This window comes from Pannonibacter sp. CBAS1226 (assembly GCF_055685825.1).
In genome coordinates, this window is the sequence record NZ_JBVOUO010000002.1 from 173859 (window position 1) to 196845 (window position 22987).

General features: G+C 63.9%; 22 protein-coding genes. 4 read left to right on the plus strand and 18 right to left on the minus strand.

What is annotated here, in order from left to right; translation table 11 throughout:
- Position 1 precedes the first annotated feature (1 nt).
- The 3 genes from AC0CMF_RS07850 to AC0CMF_RS07860 form a co-directional block, all read right to left on the minus strand.
- Positions 2-922, minus strand: coding sequence for an ABC transporter permease (locus AC0CMF_RS07850; RefSeq protein ID WP_374631250.1), 921 nt, complete (start codon positions 920-922; stop codon positions 2-4).
- A gap of 80 nt (positions 923-1002) precedes the next feature.
- Positions 1003-2292 (minus strand): ABC transporter substrate-binding protein, encoded by a 1290-nt coding sequence (locus AC0CMF_RS07855; RefSeq protein WP_374631248.1) that lies wholly within the window; start codon positions 2290-2292, stop codon positions 1003-1005.
- 36 nt (positions 2293-2328) lie between these two features.
- The gene (locus tag AC0CMF_RS07860; protein ID WP_374631246.1) at positions 2329-3411 is read right to left on the minus strand and encodes an ABC transporter ATP-binding protein; all 1083 of its coding nucleotides are present in this window, start codon (positions 3409-3411) and stop codon (positions 2329-2331) included.
- A 259-nt stretch (positions 3412-3670) separates the two neighbouring features.
- Between AC0CMF_RS07860 and AC0CMF_RS07865 the strand changes: the two genes are divergently transcribed.
- Positions 3671-4384 (plus strand): GntR family transcriptional regulator, encoded by a 714-nt coding sequence (locus tag AC0CMF_RS07865; RefSeq protein ID WP_374631244.1) that lies wholly within the window; start codon positions 3671-3673, stop codon positions 4382-4384.
- Positions 4385-4496: 112 nt separating this feature from the next.
- Here the strand turns inward: AC0CMF_RS07865 and yghX are convergent, their stop codons facing one another.
- The 13 genes from yghX to AC0CMF_RS07930 all read right to left on the minus strand — a co-directional run bounded on the left by yghX (position 4497) and on the right by AC0CMF_RS07930 (position 17502).
- Entirely contained in the window at positions 4497-5384 is an 888-nt protein-coding gene (yghX, locus tag AC0CMF_RS07870; RefSeq protein WP_058900491.1) for a YghX family hydrolase, read from the minus strand.
- A gap of 148 nt (positions 5385-5532) precedes the next feature.
- Complete coding sequence (locus AC0CMF_RS07875) at positions 5533-6771, minus strand: class I SAM-dependent RNA methyltransferase (protein WP_058897763.1); 1239 nt, start codon at positions 6769-6771, stop codon at positions 5533-5535.
- A gap of 454 nt (positions 6772-7225) precedes the next feature.
- On the minus strand, positions 7226-7969 hold the full coding sequence (locus AC0CMF_RS07880) for a TlyA family RNA methyltransferase (protein WP_058897762.1): 744 nt from the start codon (positions 7967-7969) through the stop codon (positions 7226-7228).
- Positions 7970-8002: 33 nt separating this feature from the next.
- A complete protein-coding gene (locus AC0CMF_RS07885; protein ID WP_157757070.1) occupies positions 8003-8140 on the minus strand; it encodes a hypothetical protein in 138 nt (45 codons plus the stop codon).
- Between the two features lie 50 nt (positions 8141-8190).
- Positions 8191-8808, minus strand: a complete 618-nt coding sequence (locus AC0CMF_RS07890; RefSeq protein ID WP_058897761.1) for an SCO family protein — start codon at positions 8806-8808, stop codon at positions 8191-8193.
- A gap of 8 nt (positions 8809-8816) precedes the next feature.
- A complete protein-coding gene (locus AC0CMF_RS07895; RefSeq protein WP_058897760.1) occupies positions 8817-9317 on the minus strand; it encodes a copper chaperone PCu(A)C in 501 nt (166 codons plus the stop codon).
- 72 nt (positions 9318-9389) lie between these two features.
- The gene (locus tag AC0CMF_RS07900; protein WP_374628470.1) at positions 9390-9809 is read right to left on the minus strand and encodes a hypothetical protein; all 420 of its coding nucleotides are present in this window, start codon (positions 9807-9809) and stop codon (positions 9390-9392) included.
- Positions 9810-9869: 60 nt separating this feature from the next.
- Positions 9870-11231 carry an MFS transporter gene (locus tag AC0CMF_RS07905; protein WP_374628471.1) on the minus strand — a complete coding sequence of 454 codons (1362 nt, stop codon included), beginning with the start codon at positions 11229-11231 and terminating at the stop codon, positions 9870-9872.
- Between the two features lie 77 nt (positions 11232-11308).
- Positions 11309-13228, minus strand: a complete 1920-nt coding sequence (dxs, locus tag AC0CMF_RS07910) for a 1-deoxy-D-xylulose-5-phosphate synthase (protein WP_082676107.1) — start codon at positions 13226-13228, stop codon at positions 11309-11311.
- A gap of 367 nt (positions 13229-13595) precedes the next feature.
- Entirely contained in the window at positions 13596-14621 is a 1026-nt protein-coding gene (locus AC0CMF_RS07915; RefSeq protein WP_186392931.1) for a helix-turn-helix transcriptional regulator, read from the minus strand.
- Positions 14622-14814: 193 nt separating this feature from the next.
- Positions 14815-15084, minus strand: a complete 270-nt coding sequence (locus AC0CMF_RS07920; RefSeq protein ID WP_019963041.1) for an exodeoxyribonuclease VII small subunit — start codon at positions 15082-15084, stop codon at positions 14815-14817.
- A 90-nt stretch (positions 15085-15174) separates the two neighbouring features.
- Complete coding sequence (locus tag AC0CMF_RS07925; protein WP_374628473.1) at positions 15175-16104, minus strand: histone deacetylase family protein; 930 nt, start codon at positions 16102-16104, stop codon at positions 15175-15177.
- A gap of 411 nt (positions 16105-16515) precedes the next feature.
- On the minus strand, positions 16516-17502 hold the full coding sequence (locus tag AC0CMF_RS07930) for an L-threonylcarbamoyladenylate synthase (protein ID WP_374628475.1): 987 nt from the start codon (positions 17500-17502) through the stop codon (positions 16516-16518).
- A 188-nt stretch (positions 17503-17690) separates the two neighbouring features.
- On the opposite strand from AC0CMF_RS07930, the gene AC0CMF_RS07935 reads away from it, so the two are divergent.
- Together AC0CMF_RS07935 and AC0CMF_RS07940 are read left to right on the plus strand one after the other, a co-directional pair.
- On the plus strand, positions 17691-19481 hold the full coding sequence (locus AC0CMF_RS07935; protein ID WP_374628477.1) for an acyl-CoA dehydrogenase family protein: 1791 nt from the start codon (positions 17691-17693) through the stop codon (positions 19479-19481).
- 40 nt (positions 19482-19521) lie between these two features.
- Positions 19522-20268, plus strand: a complete 747-nt coding sequence (locus tag AC0CMF_RS07940) for a crotonase/enoyl-CoA hydratase family protein (RefSeq protein ID WP_374628478.1) — start codon at positions 19522-19524, stop codon at positions 20266-20268.
- Between the two features lie 416 nt (positions 20269-20684).
- Here AC0CMF_RS07940 and AC0CMF_RS07945 read toward each other — a convergent pair whose 3' ends face one another.
- Entirely contained in the window at positions 20685-21668 is a 984-nt protein-coding gene (locus tag AC0CMF_RS07945) for a DnaJ C-terminal domain-containing protein (protein ID WP_122519478.1), read from the minus strand.
- Positions 21669-21806: 138 nt separating this feature from the next.
- On the minus strand, positions 21807-22265 hold the full coding sequence (locus AC0CMF_RS07950; RefSeq protein WP_374628479.1) for an RT0821/Lpp0805 family surface protein: 459 nt from the start codon (positions 22263-22265) through the stop codon (positions 21807-21809).
- Positions 22266-22343: 78 nt separating this feature from the next.
- Here AC0CMF_RS07950 and pdxH point away from each other — a divergent pair, with 78 nt between their 5' ends.
- Complete coding sequence (pdxH, locus tag AC0CMF_RS07955; protein WP_058897752.1) at positions 22344-22982, plus strand: pyridoxamine 5'-phosphate oxidase; 639 nt, start codon at positions 22344-22346, stop codon at positions 22980-22982.
- The last annotated feature ends 5 nt before the right edge of the window (positions 22983-22987 follow it).

A 22987-nucleotide genomic window follows, 5' to 3' on the forward strand; every position in this document is an offset into this window, starting at 1 on the left:
GTCAAAGCTCCTTGCGGATATCGACGGCGCGCAGGATTGCGGCGACCATCAGCAGCACGACAACCAGCAGCACCACCGCATTGGCGGCGGCCGCCGGATATTGCAGCAGGGACATCTGGTTGCGCATCATCAGCGCCACCGACGCGCTCTGTCCGCCACCCATCACCAGAACGGTGACGAAATCGGCCATCACCAGCGTGACGACAAAGATCGTGCCGATGGCCATGCCGGGTTTTGCCAGCGGCAGGATGACGTTCCACAGGATCTGGAAGCTGCTGGCGCCCGCATCCCGTGCGGCCTCGATGAGCGAACGGTCGATGCGCATCAGCGTGTTGAAGACCGGCGTCACCATGAACAGCGTGTAGAGATGCACCATGGCCAGCACGATGGCGAAGTCCGAATAGAGCAGCCATTCGATGGGCTCGGATATGATCCCGGCCTGTATCAGTCCGGAGTTCACCAGCCCGTTGCGCCCCAGCACGGGGATCCAGGAGATCATGCGGATGATGTTCGACGTGAGAAAGGGCACGGTGCAGACGAGGAACAGCACCATCTGCATGGCGGCCGTGCGGATGTGGAAGGCAAGGAAATAGGCCACCCAGAACCCGAGGACCAGCGTGATGGCCCAGACCATGACCGCATATTTCAGCGTGTTGAGATAGATCCGCCAGGTCACCCGGGAGCCGAGGGTTTCGGCATAGTTGGTCATGACGAAATCCGGGTAGAGCCGGGCAAAGTCATAATCCCAGAAGCTCACCACCGCGATCATCAGGACGGGAGCCAGCAGGAAAAAACCCAGAATGGCCGCAAGGGGAAAGGCCTGGAGATAGGCGGAGAACCGGTCAAAAAACGCGGTCAGCACACCGGCGGCCGGTGTGCCCGTGACCGGAACCGCTGACGGCTTTGCGGCTTGCGATGCCATATGGCTGTCTCCCAGGGAATATCCGCTGACTGTGACCGGTCCTCCTCCCCGCGGCAGCAGGGAGGAGGGGGATGCGATGATCAGGAGGCGATGAACTCGTTCCAGCGGCGGACCATGTAGCGGTCTTCGTCCATGACCGAGTTCCAGCAGGCAACCTTGCCCATGCGCTCTTCGAAGGAGCCGCCGTCACGCACGGCGCCGGCCGTTTCCATGACCGTGCCATCGGGGGCAAGAATGTCGCCCTGCGCAGGCTTGCCCTCGATCCAGTAGCCCCATTCATCCGCCGACATGTAGTCCTTGGCCGTTTCCATGCAGGCCGAGTAATAGCCCTGGCGGTTGAGATAGCCGCCGACCCAGCCGGAGGTGTACCAGTTGATGTACTCATAGGCCGCGTCGAGCTTGGCACCCGACAGGTGGGCGGCCAGGCCAAGACCGCCGCCCCAGGAGCGGTAGCCTTCCTTGAGGGGCTGGTATTTGCAGGCAATGCCGCGCGAACGGACGGCGGCGACGGCGGGTGACCACATGGACTGGATGATCACTTCGCCCGATGCCATCAGGTTGACGCTCTCGTCGAAGCTTTTCCAGAAGGCGCGGAACTGGCCGTTGCGCTTGGCTTCGATGAGGAAGTCGATGGTGGCATCGATCTCCTGCACCGTCATGTTGCCCTTGTCGGCATAGGTGATGTTGCCCATCGCCTCCATGATCATCGCCGCGTCCATGATGCCGATGGAGGGGATGTTGAGGATCGAGGTCTTGCCGCGGAAGGCCGGGTCCATGATATCGGCCCAGGTCGTGATTTCGCGGCCCACCAGATCCGGGCGGATGCCCAGGGTGTCGGCGTTGTAGATGGTCGGGACCATGGTGAACCAGCCGGTTTCGCCCGTGGCAAAGGTGCGGCTGTCCGGCCCTTCGACGAAGCCCACCGTGTGGGGTGCCGTGCCTTGCGCAATCACGCTGCCCGGCAGCAGCTTGCCGGTTTTGAACAGCGGCACGATCTTGTCGTAATAGGTGAGGCGCGAGGTATCCATCGGCTGGATGACGCCGGACGGGAACACCTTCTTCAGGATCCAGTATTCGATGTCGGCAATATCGTAGCTGTCCGGCTGGGTGACGGCGCGTTGGGCGGCAGCATCGGAATCGCTCGCCGTCATCTCCAGCGTGATGCCGAGGTCTTCCTTGCATTTTTCGGCAATGGCATTGAGGTTGGAAACGCCGGTGCCGAACTGGCGCAGGGTGATCGGGTTCTGCGCCCAGATGGTCGGGAAGCCGGTGATGGCACCCGAACCGGCGGCAAGACCGGCGGCCGCAGCCCCGGCCTTGAGAAGCGAACGCCGGGAAATATCAGTCTTGCTGCTGGTCTGGTCTGTCATGGCATGTCCCCTTGTTTTTGATGCTGCGAGATCTGGTCAAATCCGGCCAAGAACGATGGCGTCTTCGGCATCCCACGCGAATGGAACGGCCTCGCCGCGCTTGACGGGATTCGTGTAGAAAGCGCCGTCGCTGACGATTGCAGTGAACTCTTCCACACCTGGCCCCTCCGCCGTCAGCTTCACGGTCGGGCCCAGATATTCGATGTTGGTGATGATGCCGGTGAAGCCGAGGCCCGGACTTGCCGGTTGCGCCAGCCTGACCTTGTGGGTGCGCACGGCGATATCGGCTGTGCTGCCGGTTTCCGCGGCTCGCCCGGATGCTGCGAAACTGCCGCCGCCGGACGTCTCGATGAGGACGCTGTCCCCGGTGGTGCTGGCAACGCGCCCCGTGATGACATTGTGGTCGCCCATGAAGCGGGCAACAAAGGCCGTCGCCGGACGCTCGAAGATGGTGCGGGGGCTTGCGGCCTGTTCGATCCGGCCATCGTTCATGACCACGATCAGATCAGCCAGAGCCATCGCCTCTTCCTGGCTGTGGGTGACGTGAACGAAGGTGATGCCGAGTTGGTGCTGCAGACGCTTGAGTTCGGCGCGGACCTTGATCTTCAGAAACGGGTCCAGCGCCGACAGCGGCTCATCCAGCAGCAGCACTTCCGGATCGGTGATCAGGGCGCGGGCGAGGGCAACGCGCTGCTGCTGCCCGCCCGAAAGCTGCGCCGGGCGGCGCTCCGCATAGGGCTCCATCTGCACCAGGCGGAGCATTTCCAGCGCCTTGGCCCGGCGTTCGGGCTTGGCCACGCCCTTCATCTTCAGGCTGAAGGCAACGTTATCGGTGACGTCGAGGTGAGGAAACAGCGCATAGGACTGGAACATCATCGCCGTGCCGCGCTTTGCGGGCGGCAGATCGTTGATCATCGTGTTCCCAAGCAGGATATCGCCCGACGAAATGGCCTCATGGCCGGCAATCATGCGCAAGGTCGTCGACTTGCCGCAGCCGGACGGCCCCAGCAGGCAGCAGTAGCTTCCGGCCGGAATCTTGAGACTGATCGAGCGGACGGCCGTAGCCGTGCCATAGACCTTGGAAACGGAGGCGATTTCGATGGTGGCTGCTTTGCTCATGCGGCGTTCCTTGCTGGACCATCGCTTCGCATCATTCGTGCCAGTTTGCGGCCGGCCACCTAACCTGTTGTTTTGAAAAGGAATGCCGGTTGAGCCTGTGATTTGTGCCGATGCCCGGTCCACGCGCTGCTTAAAAAATACCCGATTGCGTTCAATGAACTGAATAAATTGTATGCAATATTTTCCGGCAGATGTATGCAAGAAGGGATTTCATCCTGCGCGTTTCGGAGTAAGAAATGGTGGGCAGAACAGGGGAGCCATGGGCGCCATCGATTCGACATCACAGGACGGGCCGCAGGCCGGGGATGACCGCACCCAGGCCATCCGCGATCATTTGCGCGATGCCATCGTTGACCGCCGCCTGGCGCCCGGCGCCAAGCTCACCGAAAGCGAAGTTGGTGCGCTGTTCGATGTGAGCCGCACCGTCGCCCGCGCCGCCTTGCAGATGCTGTCGTTTGAGGGGCTGGTGCGGTTCGAGCGCAACCGTGGGGCCTTCGTGGCAAATCCGACGCCTGCGGAAGCCCGGCAGCTTTTCGCTGCACGGCGGCTCGTCGAACCGGGGATTGTGGCTTCCGTGATCGAGAACGCCACGCCCGCCGACTTTGCCCGCTTGCGCGAGCATCTGATCGAAGAGCAGGGCCACATGAATGCGCGCGGGCCGAACGCGCGCCGCGCCGAGATCAAGGCTTCAGGTGAATTTCACCTGCTGCTGGCCGCCATCGGCGGCAACCAGATCCTGCAGCGCTTTATCGAGGAACTGATCGCCCGGTCCTCGCTGGTGATTGCGCTTTACGGACGGACAGGCTCGTCCAGTTGCGGCCTGGACGAGCACCGCCAGATTGTCGATGCGCTTGAAGCGGGGGATGCGAAGGGCGCCGAGGCCCTCATCATCCATCACATCGATCACATCGAAATGGATCTGGACCTCGACACCCGCTCCGGTCTGGCACTGCGGGAGGCCCTGCAGCTTTAGAGCAATTCCAGCAAAAGTGGGAACCGGTTTTGCGTCCGGAATTGCGTGAAAACAAAGAAATAGAGCACTCTCGGCGGCCCGTTTTTCAACGAAAGTGCTCCAGGTTCCGCGCCTATCCCAGATGTTGCTTGAAGAAGGCGATGGTGCGCTCTTCGGCAAGCTTTGCGGCGGCCTCGTCGTAACGCGGCGTGGTGTCGTTGTGGAAACCATGGTTCACGCCGGGATAGATATAGGCCGTGTAGGTCTTGCCATTGGCCTTCAGCGCTTCCTCGTAAGCGGGCCAGCCCGCATTGATGCGCTCATCCAGCTCCGCATATTGCAGCAGCAGCGGTGCCTGAATGGCCGGAACGCCGTCCAGCGGCGCCTGACGGCCGTAGAAGGGCACGCCCGCCGCAAGCTCCGGATAGGCAACGGCAATGGCATTGACCACGCCGCCGCCATAGCAGAAGCCGACCGCGCCCACCTTGCCGGTGCCGTCCTCGCGGGCCAGCAGATGCTCGAAACCGGCGAAGAAGTCATTCATCAGCTTTTCCGGATCAACCGTCTGCTGCAGCTCGCGGCCCTTGTCGTCATTGCCCGGATAGCCGCCAACGGAGGTGAGTCCATCCGGCGCCAGCGCCATGAAACCGGCCTTGGCGAGCCGCCGTGCCACATCCTCGATATAGGGGTTGAGACCCCGGTTCTCATGGATCACCAGCACGGCCGGCAGCGTTGCAGCGGCTCCTGCGGGCTTCACCAGATAACCGTTTACCTCGCCATTGCCATTGGGGGAGGCATAGGTGATGCGTTCCGCCACGATCCCGGCATCATCGGGCGCCACCTGTTGGGCGAGGGCGTAGTTGGGGGTCAGCTGATCCAGCAGCATGGCGGCCGTAACGCCCGCGACTGTAAACTTGGCGGCCTTTTCCAGGAAGTCGCGCTTGGTGATCTTGCCGTGGGCATAGAAGTCGTAAAGGTCGAGCAGTTCCTGCGGGAAATCCCGTGCGGTCTTGCGCTGCATGGGCGTCATGTCATTCATGATGTGCTCCCTGTCGATGATGGCCCGCCCCCGGGCGGTGCCATTCGCCAGCTGGTACACTAATGCGCCTTTATGCCAGTTCGAGGCTGATGAGCCTCGAGCACGCAAACGTGAACGTCCTGTCTTGCCGTTACGCCCGTTCCAGCGCAGCCACCACTTCCACATGCGGGGAGTAGAGGAACTGGTCCACCGGCGTCACGCGGGTGACCTTGAAGCCGCCGTCGATCAGGATGCGCAGATCGCGGGCGAGGGTGGCCGGATTGCAGGAGACGGCAGCAATGCGCTTCACCCTGGAAAGGGCCAGCTGCTCGGCCTGAGCCTGCGCGCCCGTGCGCGGCGGATCAAAGGTGACGGCATCAAAGCCTGCCAGCTCTGCTGCCATCAGCGGCCGGCGGAACAGGTCGCGCCGCTCGAAGGTGATCTGCCTGAGGCCTGCCGGCTGGCGCGAGGCACGGTCGAGAGCGGCCACGGCTGCGGCCTCGCCTTCCACCGCATGCACGGACATGGTTTCGGCCATGCGGAAGGTGAAGGTGCCGATGCCCGCGAAAAGGTCGGCCGCCTTCTTCGACTTGCCGAGGGCTGCCAGAACCAGAGTGGCCAGATGGGCTTCGGCCTCGGCAGTGGCCTGGGTGAAGCCGCCGGGCGCCGGAACGGCAGCCACCTTGCCCATCGGCAGGGCCGGGGCGCGGGCTTCCAGAATGATCTCGCCATCGACGGAAAGGCGGGCAAGACCGAGATCCGCCGTCAGGCCGGAGAGCTGCACGAGCTTCTTCTCGATGCCGGGCGCCACATTGGCCAGCGCCACATCAAGTCCCGCCTGTGTTGCCAGAACGGTAAGCCGCAGCTCGCCCTTGCGTGGCATCAGCACTTCGGCAAGGCGCTTGAGGCCCGGCACGGCGGCCACGATCTTCGGATCAAGAACGGGGCATTCGGTGATGTCCACCAGCCGGTTGCTGGCGCGCTCGTGATAGCCGAGCAGCAGCTTGTGGCCCGCGCGCACGGCCGTCAGCACGGCACGGCGGCGGGAGCCCGGCGCACTGGGGATGACTTCATCCACCGGCACCTCGATGCCCCGGTCTTCCAGAGCGCGCACCACCTGATCCCGCTTAAAGGCGAGGTATTCGGGCTCGGCCATATGCTGCAGCGAGCAGCCGCCGCAGGCCTCGAAATGGCGGCAGGTGGGCTCGACGCGAGCCGGGCTGCGGGTGAGGATTTCGAGGATGGTGGCCCGGTCCCCTTGCGCCTTCACGCGCAGCACGTCGCCCGGCAGGCCGCCGGGAACGAAAAGGGGGCCTTTCGGGCCAGAAGCCAGCCCGTCGCCCAGGTGGCCGAGGGCGGTGATGGTGATGTCGATTGTCGCGTCCGTCATCGCCGTGCGATACCCCGGCCCGCCCTCAACCGCAAGCGCGGAATTGCGGGGGAGATATTGTGACAGAAGCCCTTCTTCTTGCGCAGCCGAATTCTTCAATCAATTAAAGACGTATAGCCGTAGTGATGCATTTGTTTCCTGGCGGGACTTTTGCCGCCCCCCTCCCCCTGGTGGGGAGGGGTAAGGGGTGGGGGGCTCTGAGCCCGCAACTTACTGAAAGATAGATATTTTTCTAAATTGGCAGTCATCACGAACTGCAACTCGGGATCAATTGGTTTTCTCTGCCGGACGGAGAGGCGTTCCCCCCACCCCTACCCCCTCCCCACCAGGGGGAGGGGGGCTGAAACACCGTGCCGAAGTTACCAAACTGCTGCCTTTTTCTAAGGTATGAAGTGCTTCGATTGCGCTGTGCTTTACCAACGGTGAGAGAAGGACGGCGGCCTAATGCTTATCCTCAGCCGTTCTTGCGGCCGTAGAGCAGAAACTCGCGGTTGCCGTCGCCGCCGGTGACGGGGGAGGGGATGAGGCCGAGAGACTTCCAGCCGGGCAGGGCATCGAGCCAGAGGCGCAGGTCTTCGGCGCAAGGGCCCACCAGATCCGGCTGCACTAGGCCGCCCTTGCCGATGCCCTGACGGCCCACCTCGAACTGCGGTTTGACCAGAAGAATGGCTTCGGCGCCGGGTGCTGCAAGCTCAAGGGCCGGAGGCAGGGCGAGTTTCAGGGAAATGAAGCTGACGTCCGAGACGATCAGCTGCGGCGCCTCGCCCTCAAGGTCTGCCAGCGTCAGGTCACGGGCGTTGAGCCCGTCACGGCGGTTGACCTTCGAGTTGGAAGCAATGCGCTCGTGCAACTGGCCGTGGCCTACATCGATGGCATGGACACGGGCCGCACCACGCTCCAGCAGCACCTGCGTGAAGCCGCCGGTGGACGCGCCGACATCCAGACAGGTCTTGCCGGCAGGATCAACTGGAAAGGCCTCCAGCGCTGCCAGCAGCTTTAGCGCGGCGCGGGAGACGTAGTTTTGTGCAGGGTCGGCCAGCGTGATCTTCTGGGTGGAAGCAACAAGCTGACCCGGCTTGGTGATGACCACGCCATCGACACTGACCGTGCCGCGCAGAATGGCATCGCGCGCACGGGCGCGGCTGGGGGCAAGGCCGAGGTCGGCAAGGCACTGGTCAAGGCGCTGGCGGCTGGACATGCGGGCGGGGTTCCGGAGGGGTGAGGCTGGTGTTCAGAGGCAGCCGGCGAGGCCGGCCACCAGAACATCGAAATAGAGCTGTTCGCCATAGCGCAGCCAGCCGAAACCGGCCAGCGCAATCAGCGCTCCGCCCGTCAGCCCGCCTGCCGCGATCCAGCGTCCGGATACCACGTCCAAGTCTCCCGTTGTCCTGGCTCCCCTGCCTCTGCAGGGGCCAGCTGTCAGGCGCCGTTGCGGGCGATCAGGTTCTTCAGCTTCTGCAGGGCAGTTGCCTGATCTTCCTCATAGGCGATGGTGCCGACGAAGCGGTTGCTGCCATCCATGAGGTAGATCATCGCCGAATGATCCATCGTATAGCCGCCGCCGTCCAGCGGAACTTTCTTGGCATAGACGCGGTAGGCCTTGATCACTTCGTCGATCTGCTCGCGCGAGCCGGTCAGCGGCGTGATGCGCGGGTCGAAGGCCGCCACATAGTCGCCGATCACCTGCGGGGTGTCGCGCTCCGGATCAACCGACACGAAGGCATAGCTCATCTTGTCCGCATCCGGCCCGAGCTGCTCGATCCAGCCCTGCAGGTCCGACAGGGTGGTGGGGCAGACATCCGGACAGAAGGTGAAGCCGAAGAAGATGGCCAGCGGCTTGCCGGCAAAATCCTTGTCGGTCACTGTCGTGCCGTCGCCGCGCACGAGCGTGAAGGGGCCGCCGATGCTGGCAACGGACGCAACCTGCGCCCCGCCGCCGCCGGTCTGCATCTGCGAGACGGTGACATATCCTGCGCCGATGGCGAGGGCGGCAACTGCCGCCCAAGCGCCGTAGCGGATGAATTTCAGAGAAGACATGTTCCCTCTCAGTGGCTGTGGGCTGCCCCGTTGTGGCTGCCGTGGTCATTGCCCTTGGCGCCCATCTTTTCGACTTTCAGTGTCACGTCGATGGGGCCTGCCTTTTCGAAGGTCAGGGTCATGGGAATGCTTTCGCCTTCCACCAGCGGTCCCTTCAGCTCCATGAGCATGATGTGCAGGCCGCCCGGCTTCAGCTCGGTGTCCTGACCGGCCGGCAGCGCGATGCCGCCTTCGACTTCCCGCATCTTCATGATGCTGTCGACAACCGCCATTTCATGCAGCTCGACGCGGCCTGCAGCCGGGGACGTTGCAGAAATCAGCTTGTCATCGGCTGCACCGCCGTTGTGCACCTTCAGGAAGCCACCGGCTGCCGGAGCATTCGGCGGGGTGGCACGGGTCCAGGGGTGGTTGATGACGAGATCGCCGAGCTTGTACTCATGCGCCATGGCGGAGGAGGCAAGCAGGGCGAGTGCGGCGGCAGCACCGGCAAGGGTCTTCAGAATGGTCATGTGTATCTTCCAGTCATGTAGGCGGCAGCATCAGGCGTACCGCAGATCATCAGGGTTGCTTGCGGGCAGATGTCAGGCCGCAGGCGGTGCCCGGATGGCCTTGCCGGTCAGCAAGGCTTCGGTGACGGGAAGGGATTGGTTCTGCAGCAGCGGCAGGACCGCCGCTTCCGGAATGCGCAGGCTTGAATCGCTCAAGGGCGCGGCAAACAGCGGGCCGGTGATGGCAATGTGACAGCCCGTGGCACAGACGCAGGCTGCCGGATCATGCGGCGCCCTGGGTGCTTCAGCAGGCGTATCGCCGGGCAGGGTAGCTTCGACACTCTGGCTCATGCCGAGACAGATGCTGCCGAAGTCCACATCCCCGGCCAGCGCCGCCGCATGGGCAGGCGAAGCCAGCAGGAAGAGCCTGAAGACAAGGGCAATCACCGCCATCAGTGCGAATGGCGTGCGTTCCGTGCGCAGGATTGCAAACAGGCTCGAAGGCGTCTTCATGGGCGCACTATGACTATTTCCTGTGCAGTGTGCGAGCGCAAATTTGCCGCACCTTGCCCCTCACGCGGTGCCATCCGTCTTTTCCGTGTCCTGTCCGGCGCCGGGGACATTTTCCTCCGTGACACCGGGTTCCGCCGGATCGAAGGCCTGCGTGTCATAGGCCGGGAATTCTTCCGGCGGAATGATGAGCGGATCGGCCGTGTCCAGCGGATCGGGGGCGATGACCGAGCCGACCTGCGCGGTCGCGGCATATTCGAAGTCGGTCTTGTCGGCGCGCGAGGGGGTCTTGCGGGCCAGCAGACGGCCGGAGACGAACAGGATCGTCACCACCTGCACCAAAGCCACCTGGGCGTAAAGTCCTTCCGAGCCCATGACATACATCAGCAGCGAGGCTGACATGGGGCCCAGGATCGAGCCGATGCCATAGGCGAGCAGCAGGCCGGAAGAGGTTTCCACATATTCCGCCGGGTCGGCATGATCATAGGCATGGGCGACGGCGACGGAATAGGCGGGCTGCAGGAAGGCGCCGACGCTCATGGTCATCAAGGTGGCGATGAGCGGGTTTGATGGCTTGAAGACAACAATCAGGCAGGCCATCGTCAATGTCGCCATGGCAAGGCCGACGAGCACGAAACGCCGGTCGATACGGTCCGACAGGCGGCCAAAGGGCCACTGTGCAAGCACGCCGCCGCCGATGAAGGCTGCGGCATAGAACGCGGCCTGATCATTGCTGAGGCCGATCTGCGAGCCATAGAGCGGCGTCAGCGTCCACATGGCGCTGCTGGCGACGCCGACAAGGAAGCAGCCGACAAGGGCGGCGGGCGAGGTGATGTAGAGCTTCACCGGGCGGAAGCGCACCAGCGTGATCGGCGCCGGCTGATTGGCGTTGGTCAGCGACACGGGGATGACCGCGAGGCTGACCATAACGGAGGCCACGGCAAAGGGCAGGAAGCTGCTGATGCCGGTTGCGGAAATTGACACCTGGCCAACCATCATCGCTGCATAGAGCACGACGATGTAGACCGACATGATGGTGCCGCGGTTGCGGTTGTCGGCGGCCTCGTTCAGCCAGCTTTCGACGATCATGTAGAAGCCGGCGAGACAGAAGCCCGAGATGGCGCGGATGAGGCTCCACGAGATCGGGTCCATCAGCACCGGGTGCAGGATGACGGCAGCCGACATCAGCGAAACCAGCGCCGCGAAGGCCCGGATATGACCGGCACGCATGATCACGTAGGGCGAGCCAAGGCAGCCGAGCACCATGCCGACAAAGTAGAACGACGACATGAAGCCGATTTCGAGATCGGAAAAGGACGCCTGCTGGGCGGCAAGCGGCAGCAGCGTGCCCTGCAGGCCGTGGCCGACGAGCAGCAGCGCCACCGAGGCAAGCAGGGCGGAGATGGAGGCCAGAGCCTTGATCATGATGTCATCCTCAACGCACGCGCGGCAGCAGTCTACCCGGTGGTTGTGAAAATTTTCGTTCTGCTGTGCCGGTGCACTCAGGCGCGCAGGGCAAGACCGGCGGCGTCCTTGCCCAGCACCTCGAAGACCTTGCGCATGATGCCTTCGGCGTTGAGACCTGCGTCGCGGTACATCACGTCCGGCTTGTCATGGTCCTGATAGCGGTCCGGCAGGGTCATGGTGCGCACCTTGAGGCCTTTGTCCAGCGCGCCAAGCTCGGCCAGCGCGCTCAGCACGTGGCTGCCGAAGCCGCCAACGGAGCCTTCCTCGACGGTGATCAGCACCTCGTGCTCGCGGGCGAGCCGTGTCAGCAGATCCAGATCCAGCGGCTTGGCGAAGCGGGCGTCGGCCACGGTCGTCGAAAGACCGGCTGCATCCAGTTCATGCGCCGCCGTCATGCACTCCGCCAGACGGGTGCCGAAGGACAGCAGCGCCACCTTGGTGCCTTCCTTGCGGATGATGCCCTTGCCGACCGGCAGCACCTGCCCGCGTTCCGGCAGCTCGATGCCAAGGCCCTCACCGCGCGGATAGCGGAAGGAGATGGGGCCTTCGTCATAGGCTGCAGCGGTTGCCACCATATGCTTCAGCTCGGCTTCGTCGGCGGCCGCCATCACCACGAAGCCGGGCAGGCAGGCGAGGAAGGCCGTGTCGAAGGCACCTGCATGGGTGGGGCCATCGGCACCCACCAGCCCCGCACGGTCGATGGGAAAGCGCACGGGCAGGCCCTGAATGGCCACGTCATGCACGACCTGATCGTAGCCGCGCTGCAGGAAGGTGGAATAGATGGCGACGAAAGGCTTGTAGCCTTCGCTGGCAAGGCCCGCGCCGAAGGTGACGGCATGCTGCTCGGCGATGCCGACGTCGAAGACACGGGTGGGGAACACCTGCTGCATCAGGTCAAGGCCCGTGCCGTCGGGCATGGCTGCGGTGACGCCGACGATCTTCTCGTCGCGCTCGGCCTCTTCCACCAGCGCACGGGCAAAGACGCTGGTGTAGCTCGGCGCGTTGGCCTTGGGCTTGTCCTGCTTGCCGGTGATCACATCGAAGCGCGCGACGCCGTGATACTTGTCCTTGGCGCCTTCTGCCGGGGCGTAGCCCTTGCCCTTCTGTGTGACCACGTGAATGAGCACCGGCCCCTGGTGGGTGTCGCGCACATTCTTCAGGACGGGCAGCAGATGGTCCATGTTGTGGCCATCGACCGGGCCGACGTAATAGAAGCCCAGTTCCTCGAACAGGGTGCCGCCGGTCCAGAAGCCCCGGGCATATTCCTCGGCCCGCGCCGCCTTTTCCTGCAGCGGGCGCGGCAGGGTGTGGGCAATCTTCTTGGCCGCATCGCGCAGCGACTTGTAGGTCGGGCCCGAAACGAGCCGCGCCAGATAGGCGGACATGGCGCCCACCGGCGGGGCAATGGACATGTCGTTGTCGTTGAGGATGACGATCAGCCGCGAGTTGAGCGCCCCGGCATTGTTCATGGCTTCATAGGCCATGCCGGCGGAGATCGACCCGTCGCCGATGACGGCGATGACATTGTTGCTGCGCCCGTCCAGATCCCGCGCCACGGACATGCCGAGGCCGGCGGAAATGGATGTGGAGGAATGGGCCGCGCCGAAGGGATCAAACGGGCTTTCGCTGCGCTTGGTGAAGCCCGAAAGGCCGCCCGGCTGGCGCAGGGTGCGGATGCGGTCGCGCCGTCCGGTCAGGATCTTGTGCGGGTAGCACTGGTGACCCACGTCCCAGATCAGCCGGTCATCGGGCGTGTTGAAGACATAGTGCAGCGCCACCGTCAGTTCGACGACGCCAAGGCCCGCGCCAAGGTGCCCGCCGGTCTGGGAGACTGCATCAATTGTTTCCGTGCGCAGTTCTTCGGCCAGCTGGCGCAGGTCGCTCTCGGGCAGGGCGCGCAGGGCGTCCATGCCGGTGATCCCGTCAAGCAAAGGGGTATGCGGCTTAGAAGACACGCTTTGGGTCACTCCATGACACGGCAATGATGCGGCGCAAACAAGGTTCGAGCCTTACACCAACCATCTGGGCGGCGCAAACCGTTCGGCAAGGCCCGTCAGGTTCCGGAGCGGGAGTCGTGAAGCGAATGGCAATCCAGGCGCTGAAAAATCGTACCATAAGCCCCTGATTGTCACCCGAAAGGGTGATGCAGCAAGGTTTGAAATGTCCTAAGGGTTACGCGTGGTCGATGGGGCCACGTGCACAGTGATAACTTGGACCGTGTTTCGGCACGGTCCTTTTTTTTAAAGCCATGGATGACCTTACGTCAGGCGTGGTGAGCTTATCCAGCGGAAACCGCCTGGGGATTTGAGGGGACTGGTCAGGTTACGGATAGAGGCTCGCGAGCCTGAAGATCACCTGAGCCAGTTCCAGCTGGGACCGCGTGCCGGTCTTTTCATAAATCCTGCGCAGATGGGTCTTGGCGGTGTTGCGCGTGACGGACAGCGAATCCAGCGTGTCTGTCAGGGAGCCGCTGACAACGAGAAAAAAGGCAAGCCGCGCCTCACTTTTCGACAGGCCATATACCGCTTGCAGCGCAGTGCCGATTTCTTCGGGCAGATTGCGCGGCAGATGAATGCGGATCAGCACATGGGAAGCGCCTTCCTGTCCCTCCTGCCCGGTCACTGTCATCACGATGCGGCACGGGGTCCCGCTTTGCGTGATGAGAACAAGCTCCTGCGGCCGGGACAGATCCGTTTCCCGCTTTGCCGAGCGGCCGGATCCGAACAGGAGGCCCGGCGTCAGCCGGTCGAGCAGCGGATCCAGCTTCTCTTCCAGTTCCTTGGCAAGAATGTTCAGCCTGCCCGCCCGCACTTCCACAAGGTCGTTCAGGCCAAGTTCGTCGAGCGTGGTGCCGCAAGACGTGACAATCCGCCGCGTGCTGTCGATCAGAAGGGACAAGTGGCTGCCGGATTGCAGCATCAGCCGCATCTGCCCCGCTTGCTGCCGGGCCTCGCCAATGCGGGCAGCACAGTCCAGCGCCAAATTGAGGCGCCTGGACAGCAACTCGATGAGACAAAGCTCCTGCGTGCCGAAGGGCGGCTGCGGGGCCTCACGGAACGCGGCGAGCAGAGCCTTCTGCCCGTTCCTGTCATAGATACGGGACATCAGCGCCTTTTTAGAACGCAGGTCATCCTGCGCTTCAGGGGGAGCCGGCGCCGGGCTCTGAGCGGGGCTGCTGATCTTGCGCTTGCAATGGAAAGTCAGCTGATCCGCATCATGCAGCATATAGGCTATGATGGATTTGCCGCTTTCCACCTGGCTGCGGGCCAGATGAACGAGAACCGGCTCGGCCACGGCCCTGTCGCAAAAGCGTGCATCATGGCGTCCGTCCGGTCCGAACGTCAGCAAGACAAGCCTTGCGTCAAGTATCTGGTTCAGTGCGTTGCAGATGCGTGGCCAGCCGGCGGGTTCCAGAATGGCATCCAGAAGCCCCTCAAGCTCCCTGTTGAGAGCGGCAACAGGATCGTCAGGCCTGCCGCACCCGGGTGTCCGGCTGTTCCCGTCCGCCTCCATCGGCTTATGAACCTCTGTGACGGGCCGTTCAGGCCTCAGGGTCAAGCGGCACTGTCTTTGCGGCGCGGCCGTCAGCGCCAAGCTGGATCTTCTCCACCTTTTCTTCCGCAGCTTTCAGAAGCTGGTCGCAACGGGCACGCAGGCGGTCGCCGCGCTCATACATCTCGATGCTCTTTTCCAGCGGCACATTGCCCTGTTCCAGAGCCCTGACGATGCTTTCCAGCTGGCTCAGCGCCTCTTCAAAGGACAGGGCAGCCAGAGCCGCAGCTTCGTCGTGGGAAAGCGTTCCGTTCGCCATGGTGTCATCCTCGCCGGTTGGTCAGGCTGGCGACCCTTGCCGGAACGCTGCCGGGCGTCAAGCCTGACAATCCTGTTTTGCCGAAGTTTCCTACCCTGTCATCAGCGTCATGACATGGGCGGCCGTAGAGCGGGCCAGCCCTTCAAGGTCATAGCCGCCTTCCAGCAGGGAGACCACACGCCCACCGGCATGCTGGTCCGCTACATCCATCAGCACGCGGGTGATCCAGCCGAAATCGGCTTCCACCAGATTGAGCCCGCCGAGCGGATCGCGCGCATGGGCATCGAAACCGGCAGAGATGATGATCAGTTCCGGCTTGAAGGCTTCCAGCCGCGGCAGGATGCCGGTTTCCACAGCCTCGCGGAAGATGGCGCCGTCATCGCCTGCGGCCAAAGGCACGTTGACGATCGTATCCGCTTCGCCGCGCTCGCTGGCGGCACCCGAACCGGGGTAAAGCGGCATCTGGTGGGTGGAGCAATACATGACGGACGGGTCGGCCCAGAAAATGTCCTGCGTGCCATTGCCGTGATGCACGTCGAAATCGACGATAGCGACGCGGCCAATGCCGTGAACGGCCTGCGCGTGGCGGGCGGCAATCGCGGCGTTGTTGAACAGGCAGAAGCCCATGGCCCGCTCATGTTCCGCGTGATGGCCGGGCGGGCGCGATGCCACGAAGGCATTGCTGACCTTGCGGGTCACCACTTCATCGACCGCCTGACAGGCCGCGCCTGCGCCGCGCAGGGCCGCCTCCCAGCTGCCGGGGGAAAGCGTCGTGTCTGCGTCGAGCCGCACCAGCCCTTCTTCCGGCGCAGCCTTGTAGAGCCGGTCCACATGCGCCATGGGATGGGCCCGGGCGATGGCCTCCACCGTGCCCATTGCGGCCGTTTCCCGCTCCAGCGCCTGAAACCGCTCGTGCTCCAGCACCCTGTCGATGGCACGCAACCGGTCCGGCCGCTCCGGATGGCCGATGGGCGTCAGGTGATCGAGAAAGCAGGGATGGGAAATCAGAAGGGTGGACAAGGAACTGCGCTCCTCCGCAAGAACAGGGGTGCCAGTGAGCGGCATTTCATCCCGGCCTGTCAATCCGTGAGGTCACGCTTGCGCTGATTGCTGAGGAGAAGGGAACTTGAGGGGGCAGCAGACAAAAGAAAGGACTTGGCCACAAGGTCAAGTCCTTCTGAAGGTGCGAGCATCGCTATGCTCGGGGGAGGTCCGCTGCATCTCCTGTCCTCAAGACTATTGGTAGCTGATTCTGTGCCGCCTTACGCAGGTGATTACAGTAAAAAATGCCGGTCAGGCTGTGCATAAGCCAGCTCATCAACGGGGTTCAACGGGTCTGATATTGGCGAAATATTCAGGCAGGTAAATTGCTTACGCGGATCAGCCTAGGAAATTTCAGCAGGATGACGTCCTGGCTTGACCAACGTGCTCTTACCTTGGGGCAGCGGCGCGCCGCAGCCTGTCGTTGATCGCCTCGCCCAGTCCTTCGCCGGGGACCGCCTGCACTGCGATGACAGCGGCCCCGCTCGCATCCAGCTGGCGCAGGGCAGAGAAAAGATTGGCGGCTGCTTCCACCAGATCGCCGGTGGGGGAGAGGTTGAGGCTGGCCCTTGCCTGATCTGCACCGGGCAGACCTTCGGGGCCAAACAGCAGCGCTGCCTCGCCCGTTGCAATGCTGCTCGCCTCAAGCCGCACGGCGGCAGCGGGGGCGTAATGGGAGGTCAGCATGCCGGGGGCCTGCGGCGCGTGATCATCGGCGGCAGCGCGGATCAGGCGGCAGCCCAGCACCGCTTCGATCTCTTCCGCCGGAACGCCGCCGGGCCGCAGCAGCGCCGGAGTTTTGCCCGTCAGGCTGACGATGGCGGATTCGATGCCGATGGGGCAGGGGCCTGCGTCGATGACATGGGCAATCTTGTCCCCCAGATCCGCAATCACCGCATCCGCATCTGTTGTTGAAATGCGGCCCGAGAGATTGGCGCTGGGCGCCGCCAGCGGGCGGCCAAGCCGGCTGGCGAGCCAGCGCATGACGGGCGCGGCAGGCACGCGCAGCGCAACGCTGTCGAGGCCTGCAGTCGTCAGGCTGGCGATGGGGGATGCCGGATTGCGCGGCACCACCATGGTCAGCGGCCCCGGCCAGAAGGCTGCGGCCAGCGCCTTTGCCCTGTCATCAAACAGGCCGTGCTGCTCCGCCGCTTCGAGGCTCTCCACATGCGAGATCAGCGGATTGAAGCTCGGCCGTCCCTTGGCTTCATAGATACCGGCACAGGCGCGCCCGTTCGTGGCGTCGGCGGCAAGGCCGTAGACGGTTTCCGTCGGCACGGCCACCAGCTTGCCCCCGGCCAGCGCCTCCACCACCGGCTGAAGCAGGCCGGACATCATCCAGTCGGTGGACTTCAAATCGATGGGCCAGCGCTGCATTCTGGGGCTCCGGAAGCCGGGGCGGCTGCGCTGTGCCAACAGAAAACGGCGCGGCCTGCCTCTGGGTAACGTATTGACGTTTACGTAAACTGCGGTACGTTCGCAGGAGACACATGAGATGCGCGGCTTTTGCGGACTTCAGCGGTCCACGTCAAGCACCAAGCGCGTCCACAGCAGGGAGAAACAGGATGTATCGCGCGCCTCTCGCCGAAATTGCCTTCACGCTCAAGCATGTGGCCGGACTGCCGCAAGTCCGGGACGCCTATGGCGCGGAAGAGCTTGGCGAGGATCTGGTCGAAGCCATTCTGACCGAGGCCGGGCGTTTCGCCGCCGAGGAAATCGCCCCGCTCAACAAGATCGCCGACAGGCAGGGTACACCCTTCGCCAACGGCACGGTGACGACGCCGGAAGGCTGGCGCGATTGCTATCATCACTGGATCGAGGGCGGCTGGAACGCGCTGGCCGCCACCACGGACTTCGGCGGGCAGGGCCTGCCGGTGATGCTGAACATCGCCGCGCTGGAAATGTGGAACTCCGCCTCCATGGCCTTCGCCCTTGGCCCGACGCTGACCATGGGCGCCGTCGAGGCGCTGGAAAAGCACGCGGCGCCGGAATTGCAGGAGAAGTACCTCGCCAAGCTCGTGTCCGGCGAGTGGATGGGGACCATGAACCTGACCGAGCCGCAGGCAGGCTCCGATCTCAATGCGCTGAAGGCACGGGCGGAGCGCAACGCCGATGGCAGCTACCGTATCTTCGGGCAGAAGATCTTCATCACCTATGGCGAGCACGATCTGACGGACAACATCATCCATCTGGTGCTGGCCCGCCTCCCGGATGCGCCTGCAGGCACGCGCGGTATCTCGCTGTTCCTGGTGCCGAAATTCTTCGTCAATGACGATGGCTCGCTCGGCGCGCGCAACGATGTGCGCTGCGCGGGCATCGAGCACAAGCTCGGCATCCACGGTTCGCCGACCTGCACCATGATCTATGGGGACGAGGGCGGCGCCACCGGCTGGCTGATCGGCGAGGAGAACCGGGGCCTCGCCTGCATGTTCACCATGATGAACAACGCCCGCCTCGCGGTGGGCGTGCAGGGGCTGGGCGTTTCCGAGCGCGCCTTCCAGCAGGCGCTGGCCTATGCGCTGGACCGGCGTCAGGGCCGCGCTCCCGGCGACAAGGGCGAGAGCATGAGCCCCATTGCCCTGCATCCCGACATCAAGCGCACCCTGCTCGCCATGCAGGCCCGCACGCAGGTGGCCCGTGCCATCTGCTATTCCTGCGCCCATGCCATCGACATGGCGCATCTGGCCGCAACGCCGGAAGAGCGGGCGCATTGGGCAAGCCGCGCAGGCTTGCTGACGCCCATCGCCAAGGCGCTCTCCACCGACTTCGGTGTGGAATCGGCCTCGCTCGGCGTGCAGGTTCACGGCGGCATGGGCTTCATCGAGGAAACGGGGGCCGCCCAGCACCTGCGCGATGCCCGCATTGCGCCGATCTATGAGGGCACCAACGGCATTCAGGCGATTGACCTCGTACAGCGCAAGCTGCCGCTGGAGGGCGGGGCACATGTGGACGGGTTTATCGCCGAACTGAAGGCAATTGCGGAGACCGCCGCTGCCCATTCGGATGTAGATATCAAGGCCGCTGCCGCCCATCTTCTGCCCGCCCTCGACGGCCTGTCCTCCGCGACAGACTGGCTGAAGCAGGCGCAGGCCGATGGCCGGGTGGCGGAAACGCTGGCGGGTGCAACGCCCTATCTGCGGCTGGCCGGTCTGGCGCTGGGTGGTGCCCTGCTGGTCAAGGGCGCGATGGCGGCTGACGGGCAGAACCCGGCAGCTGAGGCCCACCGCCGCCTGCTGGCACGGCACTTTGCCGAAACGCTGCTGGGCGAGACAGCGGGCCTTGCCCGCGATGTCACCGGAGCGGCGGGCGCAATCCTGGCCTTCGATCCGGCGGCCCTTTCGGCTCGCATCGGCTGATGGCTGACCTTCTGACCAAACATGAAGCGGGGAGGGCGGCATGATCCGTCATGAAAGCAGGGATGGCGTCAACCTTGTCAGGTTCGACCGGCCGGACAAGAAAAATGCCATCACCGGCGAAATGTATCTCGCCCTCGTGGACGGGTTGATGGCGGGTGAGGCGGATGCAGGTATCGGCTGCCACCTCATCAGCGGCTCGCCCGGCGCCTTCACCGCAGGCAATGATATTGCCGACTTCATGCGCTACGCCTCGCAGGGCGACCTGTCGGACACGCCGGTGCTGAAGTTCCTGTTCGTCCTTGCCCGGCTGGAAAAGCCGCTGGTTGCGGCGGTGGACGGGCTTGCCATCGGCGTCGGCACCACGCTGCTGTTCCATTGCGACATGGTCTATGCCACGCCCCGCACGGTGCTGCGCACGCCGTTTGTCGATCTGGGGCTTGTGCCGGAGGCTGGCTCCAGCCTGCTGGCGCCGCGCATCATGGGCCACCAGCGCGCCTTTGCGCTTCTGTGCCTTGGTGATCCCTTCACTGCGGAAGCCGCGCGTGAGGCGGGCATTGTCAATCATGTGGTCAGCGAGGCCGATCTCGAAACGGCGGCTTTCGACTGCGCCAGCCGCATTGCCGCCCGTCCGCGTGAAGCCATGGGCCTCTCCCGCCGCCTGCTGCGCGGGGACCGGACGGAGGTTCTGGCACGGATGGACGAGGAAGCCCTCATCTTCGGCCAGCGCCTCTCCTCCCCGGAAGCCGCCACCGCCTTTGCGGCCTTCATGGGCAAGGGGAAGGGGTGATCTGGAACGGCGTGGAACTTGCTCCGCCCCGTCACAGACATGCTGCCTTGCAGCTTGCTCAGGTGTCACCCCGGCCCTTTGAGCCGGGGCCCACTCGTTTCCAGAGATGTGCCGTTGTTTGAAAGGGCGCGGCAATGGAAGCCACTTTTTGTTAGCCTCTACGGCGGCAATTCAATCCCGCCGCTCTGGGAGCGAGTGGTTCCCGGATCTCCGCTTCGCTTCGTCCGGGACGACGGCCTTGAACGCTTGACAGCAGCAACTCCCTGACAGGTCCCGGCACGGAGGCCGGGACGGCGTGGTGTGGGCTGAAAGCCTGCGGGAACCTGACCAGCAGAAGCCTGCAGACCCAAACAAAACAGCCCGCCGGACCTCTCCGGCGGGCTGTTTCAGTTCAGATTGCCCCAAATGGGGCGGAGTCAGTCGAACTCGGGGCCGCGGGCCGGGTAGGGGGTGACTTCCCGCCAGGCCTTCATCAGCGTCTCCAGCTCTTCGTCGGCATGCGGTGGCAGCACGATTTCGAGGCGGACCAGAAGGTCGCCATGGCCGCCGTTTTTCGTCGGCAGGCCCTTGCCCTTGAGCCGCATGGTCTTGCCGCTGCTGGAGCCGGGCGGAATGGTGAGATAGGCCGCGCCGTCGAGCAGCGGTGTGCGCACCTTCGCGCCCAGAACCGCCTCATAGAGCGCCAGCGGCAGATCGAGATGCAGGTCGTTGCCCCGCACCACGAACAGCTTGTGCGGCTTCAGGCGGATCTCGATCACCGCATCGCCCGCAGGCCCGCCGTTGACGCCGGGCTGGCCCTGACCGCGCAGGCGGATCTTGTCGCCCTCCACGGTGCCGGCCGGGATTTTCATGTCGATGGTCTTGCCATTGGGCAGGGTGACGCGGGTCTTGCCGTCGCGGCCAAGCTCTTCGACCGTCACAAGTGCGATCATCTCGACCGTCTGTCCGGCACGGGGGGCGCCGCCGCGCGCTGCGCCCGGATCCCCGGCAAAGCCGCGCGCCCCGGCACCAGCGCCGGGCCCTGCGCCCGCGCCGCCACGGCGTGCGCCGAAGCCGCCGAGAATGTCGTTCAGAATGTCGTCAAAGGCACCGCCCGTGAAGCCGCCGCCGGCACCGCCACGCGCGGAGCCTTCGCGGAAGCCGTCGAAGCCTTCAAAGCCATGCGCCTGAAAGCGCGGCTTGCCGTCGGCGCCGATCTCGCCCCGGTCGAATTTCTGGCGCTTCTCCTTGTCACCCACGATCTCATAGGCCTGGTTGATCTCGGAAAAGCGTGCCTGTGCATTCGGATCATTGGCGTTCTGATCCGGGTGATACTGCTTTGCAAGCTTGCGGAAGGCCCGTTTGATGTCCGCTTCGCTTGCCGTTTTGGTTACGCCAAGAACGGAGTAAGGGTCTTTCATTGTCAGTCCGCTATGTGGTGAAGGCGCCCGGAGCATCCGGACGCCTGATAAGTCTAGTCACGTCTCATATGGGAAGCGACAGGAAATGATGCCAGTACAAGCTTGCACGTAGCTCATGCAACGCCGGAATATCTTCTTTCAAACCCCAAGTGCGGCAAGACTGATGACGGCAAGGTTCTGGCGCGCATCCCGGCAGGCGCTTCCCTCATAGGCCTTCACCCCCTGAAACGTGTTGGCTGTGGTGCGGAAGCTCATGCAGCCGGGCACCTGCGCGCCTTCACCGGACACCTTGGTGATGGTGCCGGAGTTGCCGCTTTCGGGGTTGAGCCAGGGAATTTCGACCTCGCCGCCCCCGGCAGGCGCGGTCCCGGCAAGTGCAAGGGCGATGACCTGACGGTCTGCCGGTTCAACGCCCGCACTGGCATCCGTGGGCATGCCATTGATGGAATTGGTCAGATCCAGCGGCGCGATCATGTCGTTGGTGGCGAGCGTGGCTGACATCTGCGAACAGCCGGCCGCAATCCAGCCCAGTGACAAAATCACACCAAGCGGAACCAGCCGCTTGGAAAGCGGCCGGGGATATGAAAGGTTACGCATCACAAAAGCCCTTCTTTCCCCGGGTCGGACCTTCCCGCCTGGAGGCAAAGCGCCCATCAGAACCAGTCGTGAAAGCCGATGACCCATACAGTAAACACTCCCCCGGAAGCGTTAACAAAAGGTGACTTCACGGAAGTAGCGGAACCGTTTCAGCTTTTTGCTGAATGGCTTGCGGACGCCACGGAGAAAGAGATCAACGACCCCAACGCGGTCGCGGTTGCGACGGTCGATGACAGTGGATTGCCGAATGTGCGCATGGTGCTGCTGAAGGATTTCGATGAGCGCGGCTTCGTGTTCTACACGAATCTGGAAAGCGCCAAGGGGCGCGAGCTTCTGTCGGCCGGCAAGGCCGCCATGTGCTTCCACTGGAAGTCGCTGCGCCGCCAGGTGCGGGTGCGCGGGCTGGTCACGCAGGTCAGCCCGGAAGAGGCGGACGAGTATTACAAGTCCCGCCCGCGCGGCAGCCGGATCGGGGCCTGGGCCTCGAAACAGTCCCGCCCGCTGGAAAGCCGTTTTGCGCTGGAAAAGGAAGTGGCGCGCTACACGGCCAAGTTCGGCATCGGCGATATTCCCCGCCCGGACCACTGGTCAGGCCTGCGCATCGTGCCGGTGGAAATCGAGTTCTGGCACGACCGTCCGTTCCGCCTGCACGACCGGGTGAAATTCACCCGGGCATCGGAAGGCGAAGCATGGACGAAGGCCCGCCTCTATCCGTGAGCCAC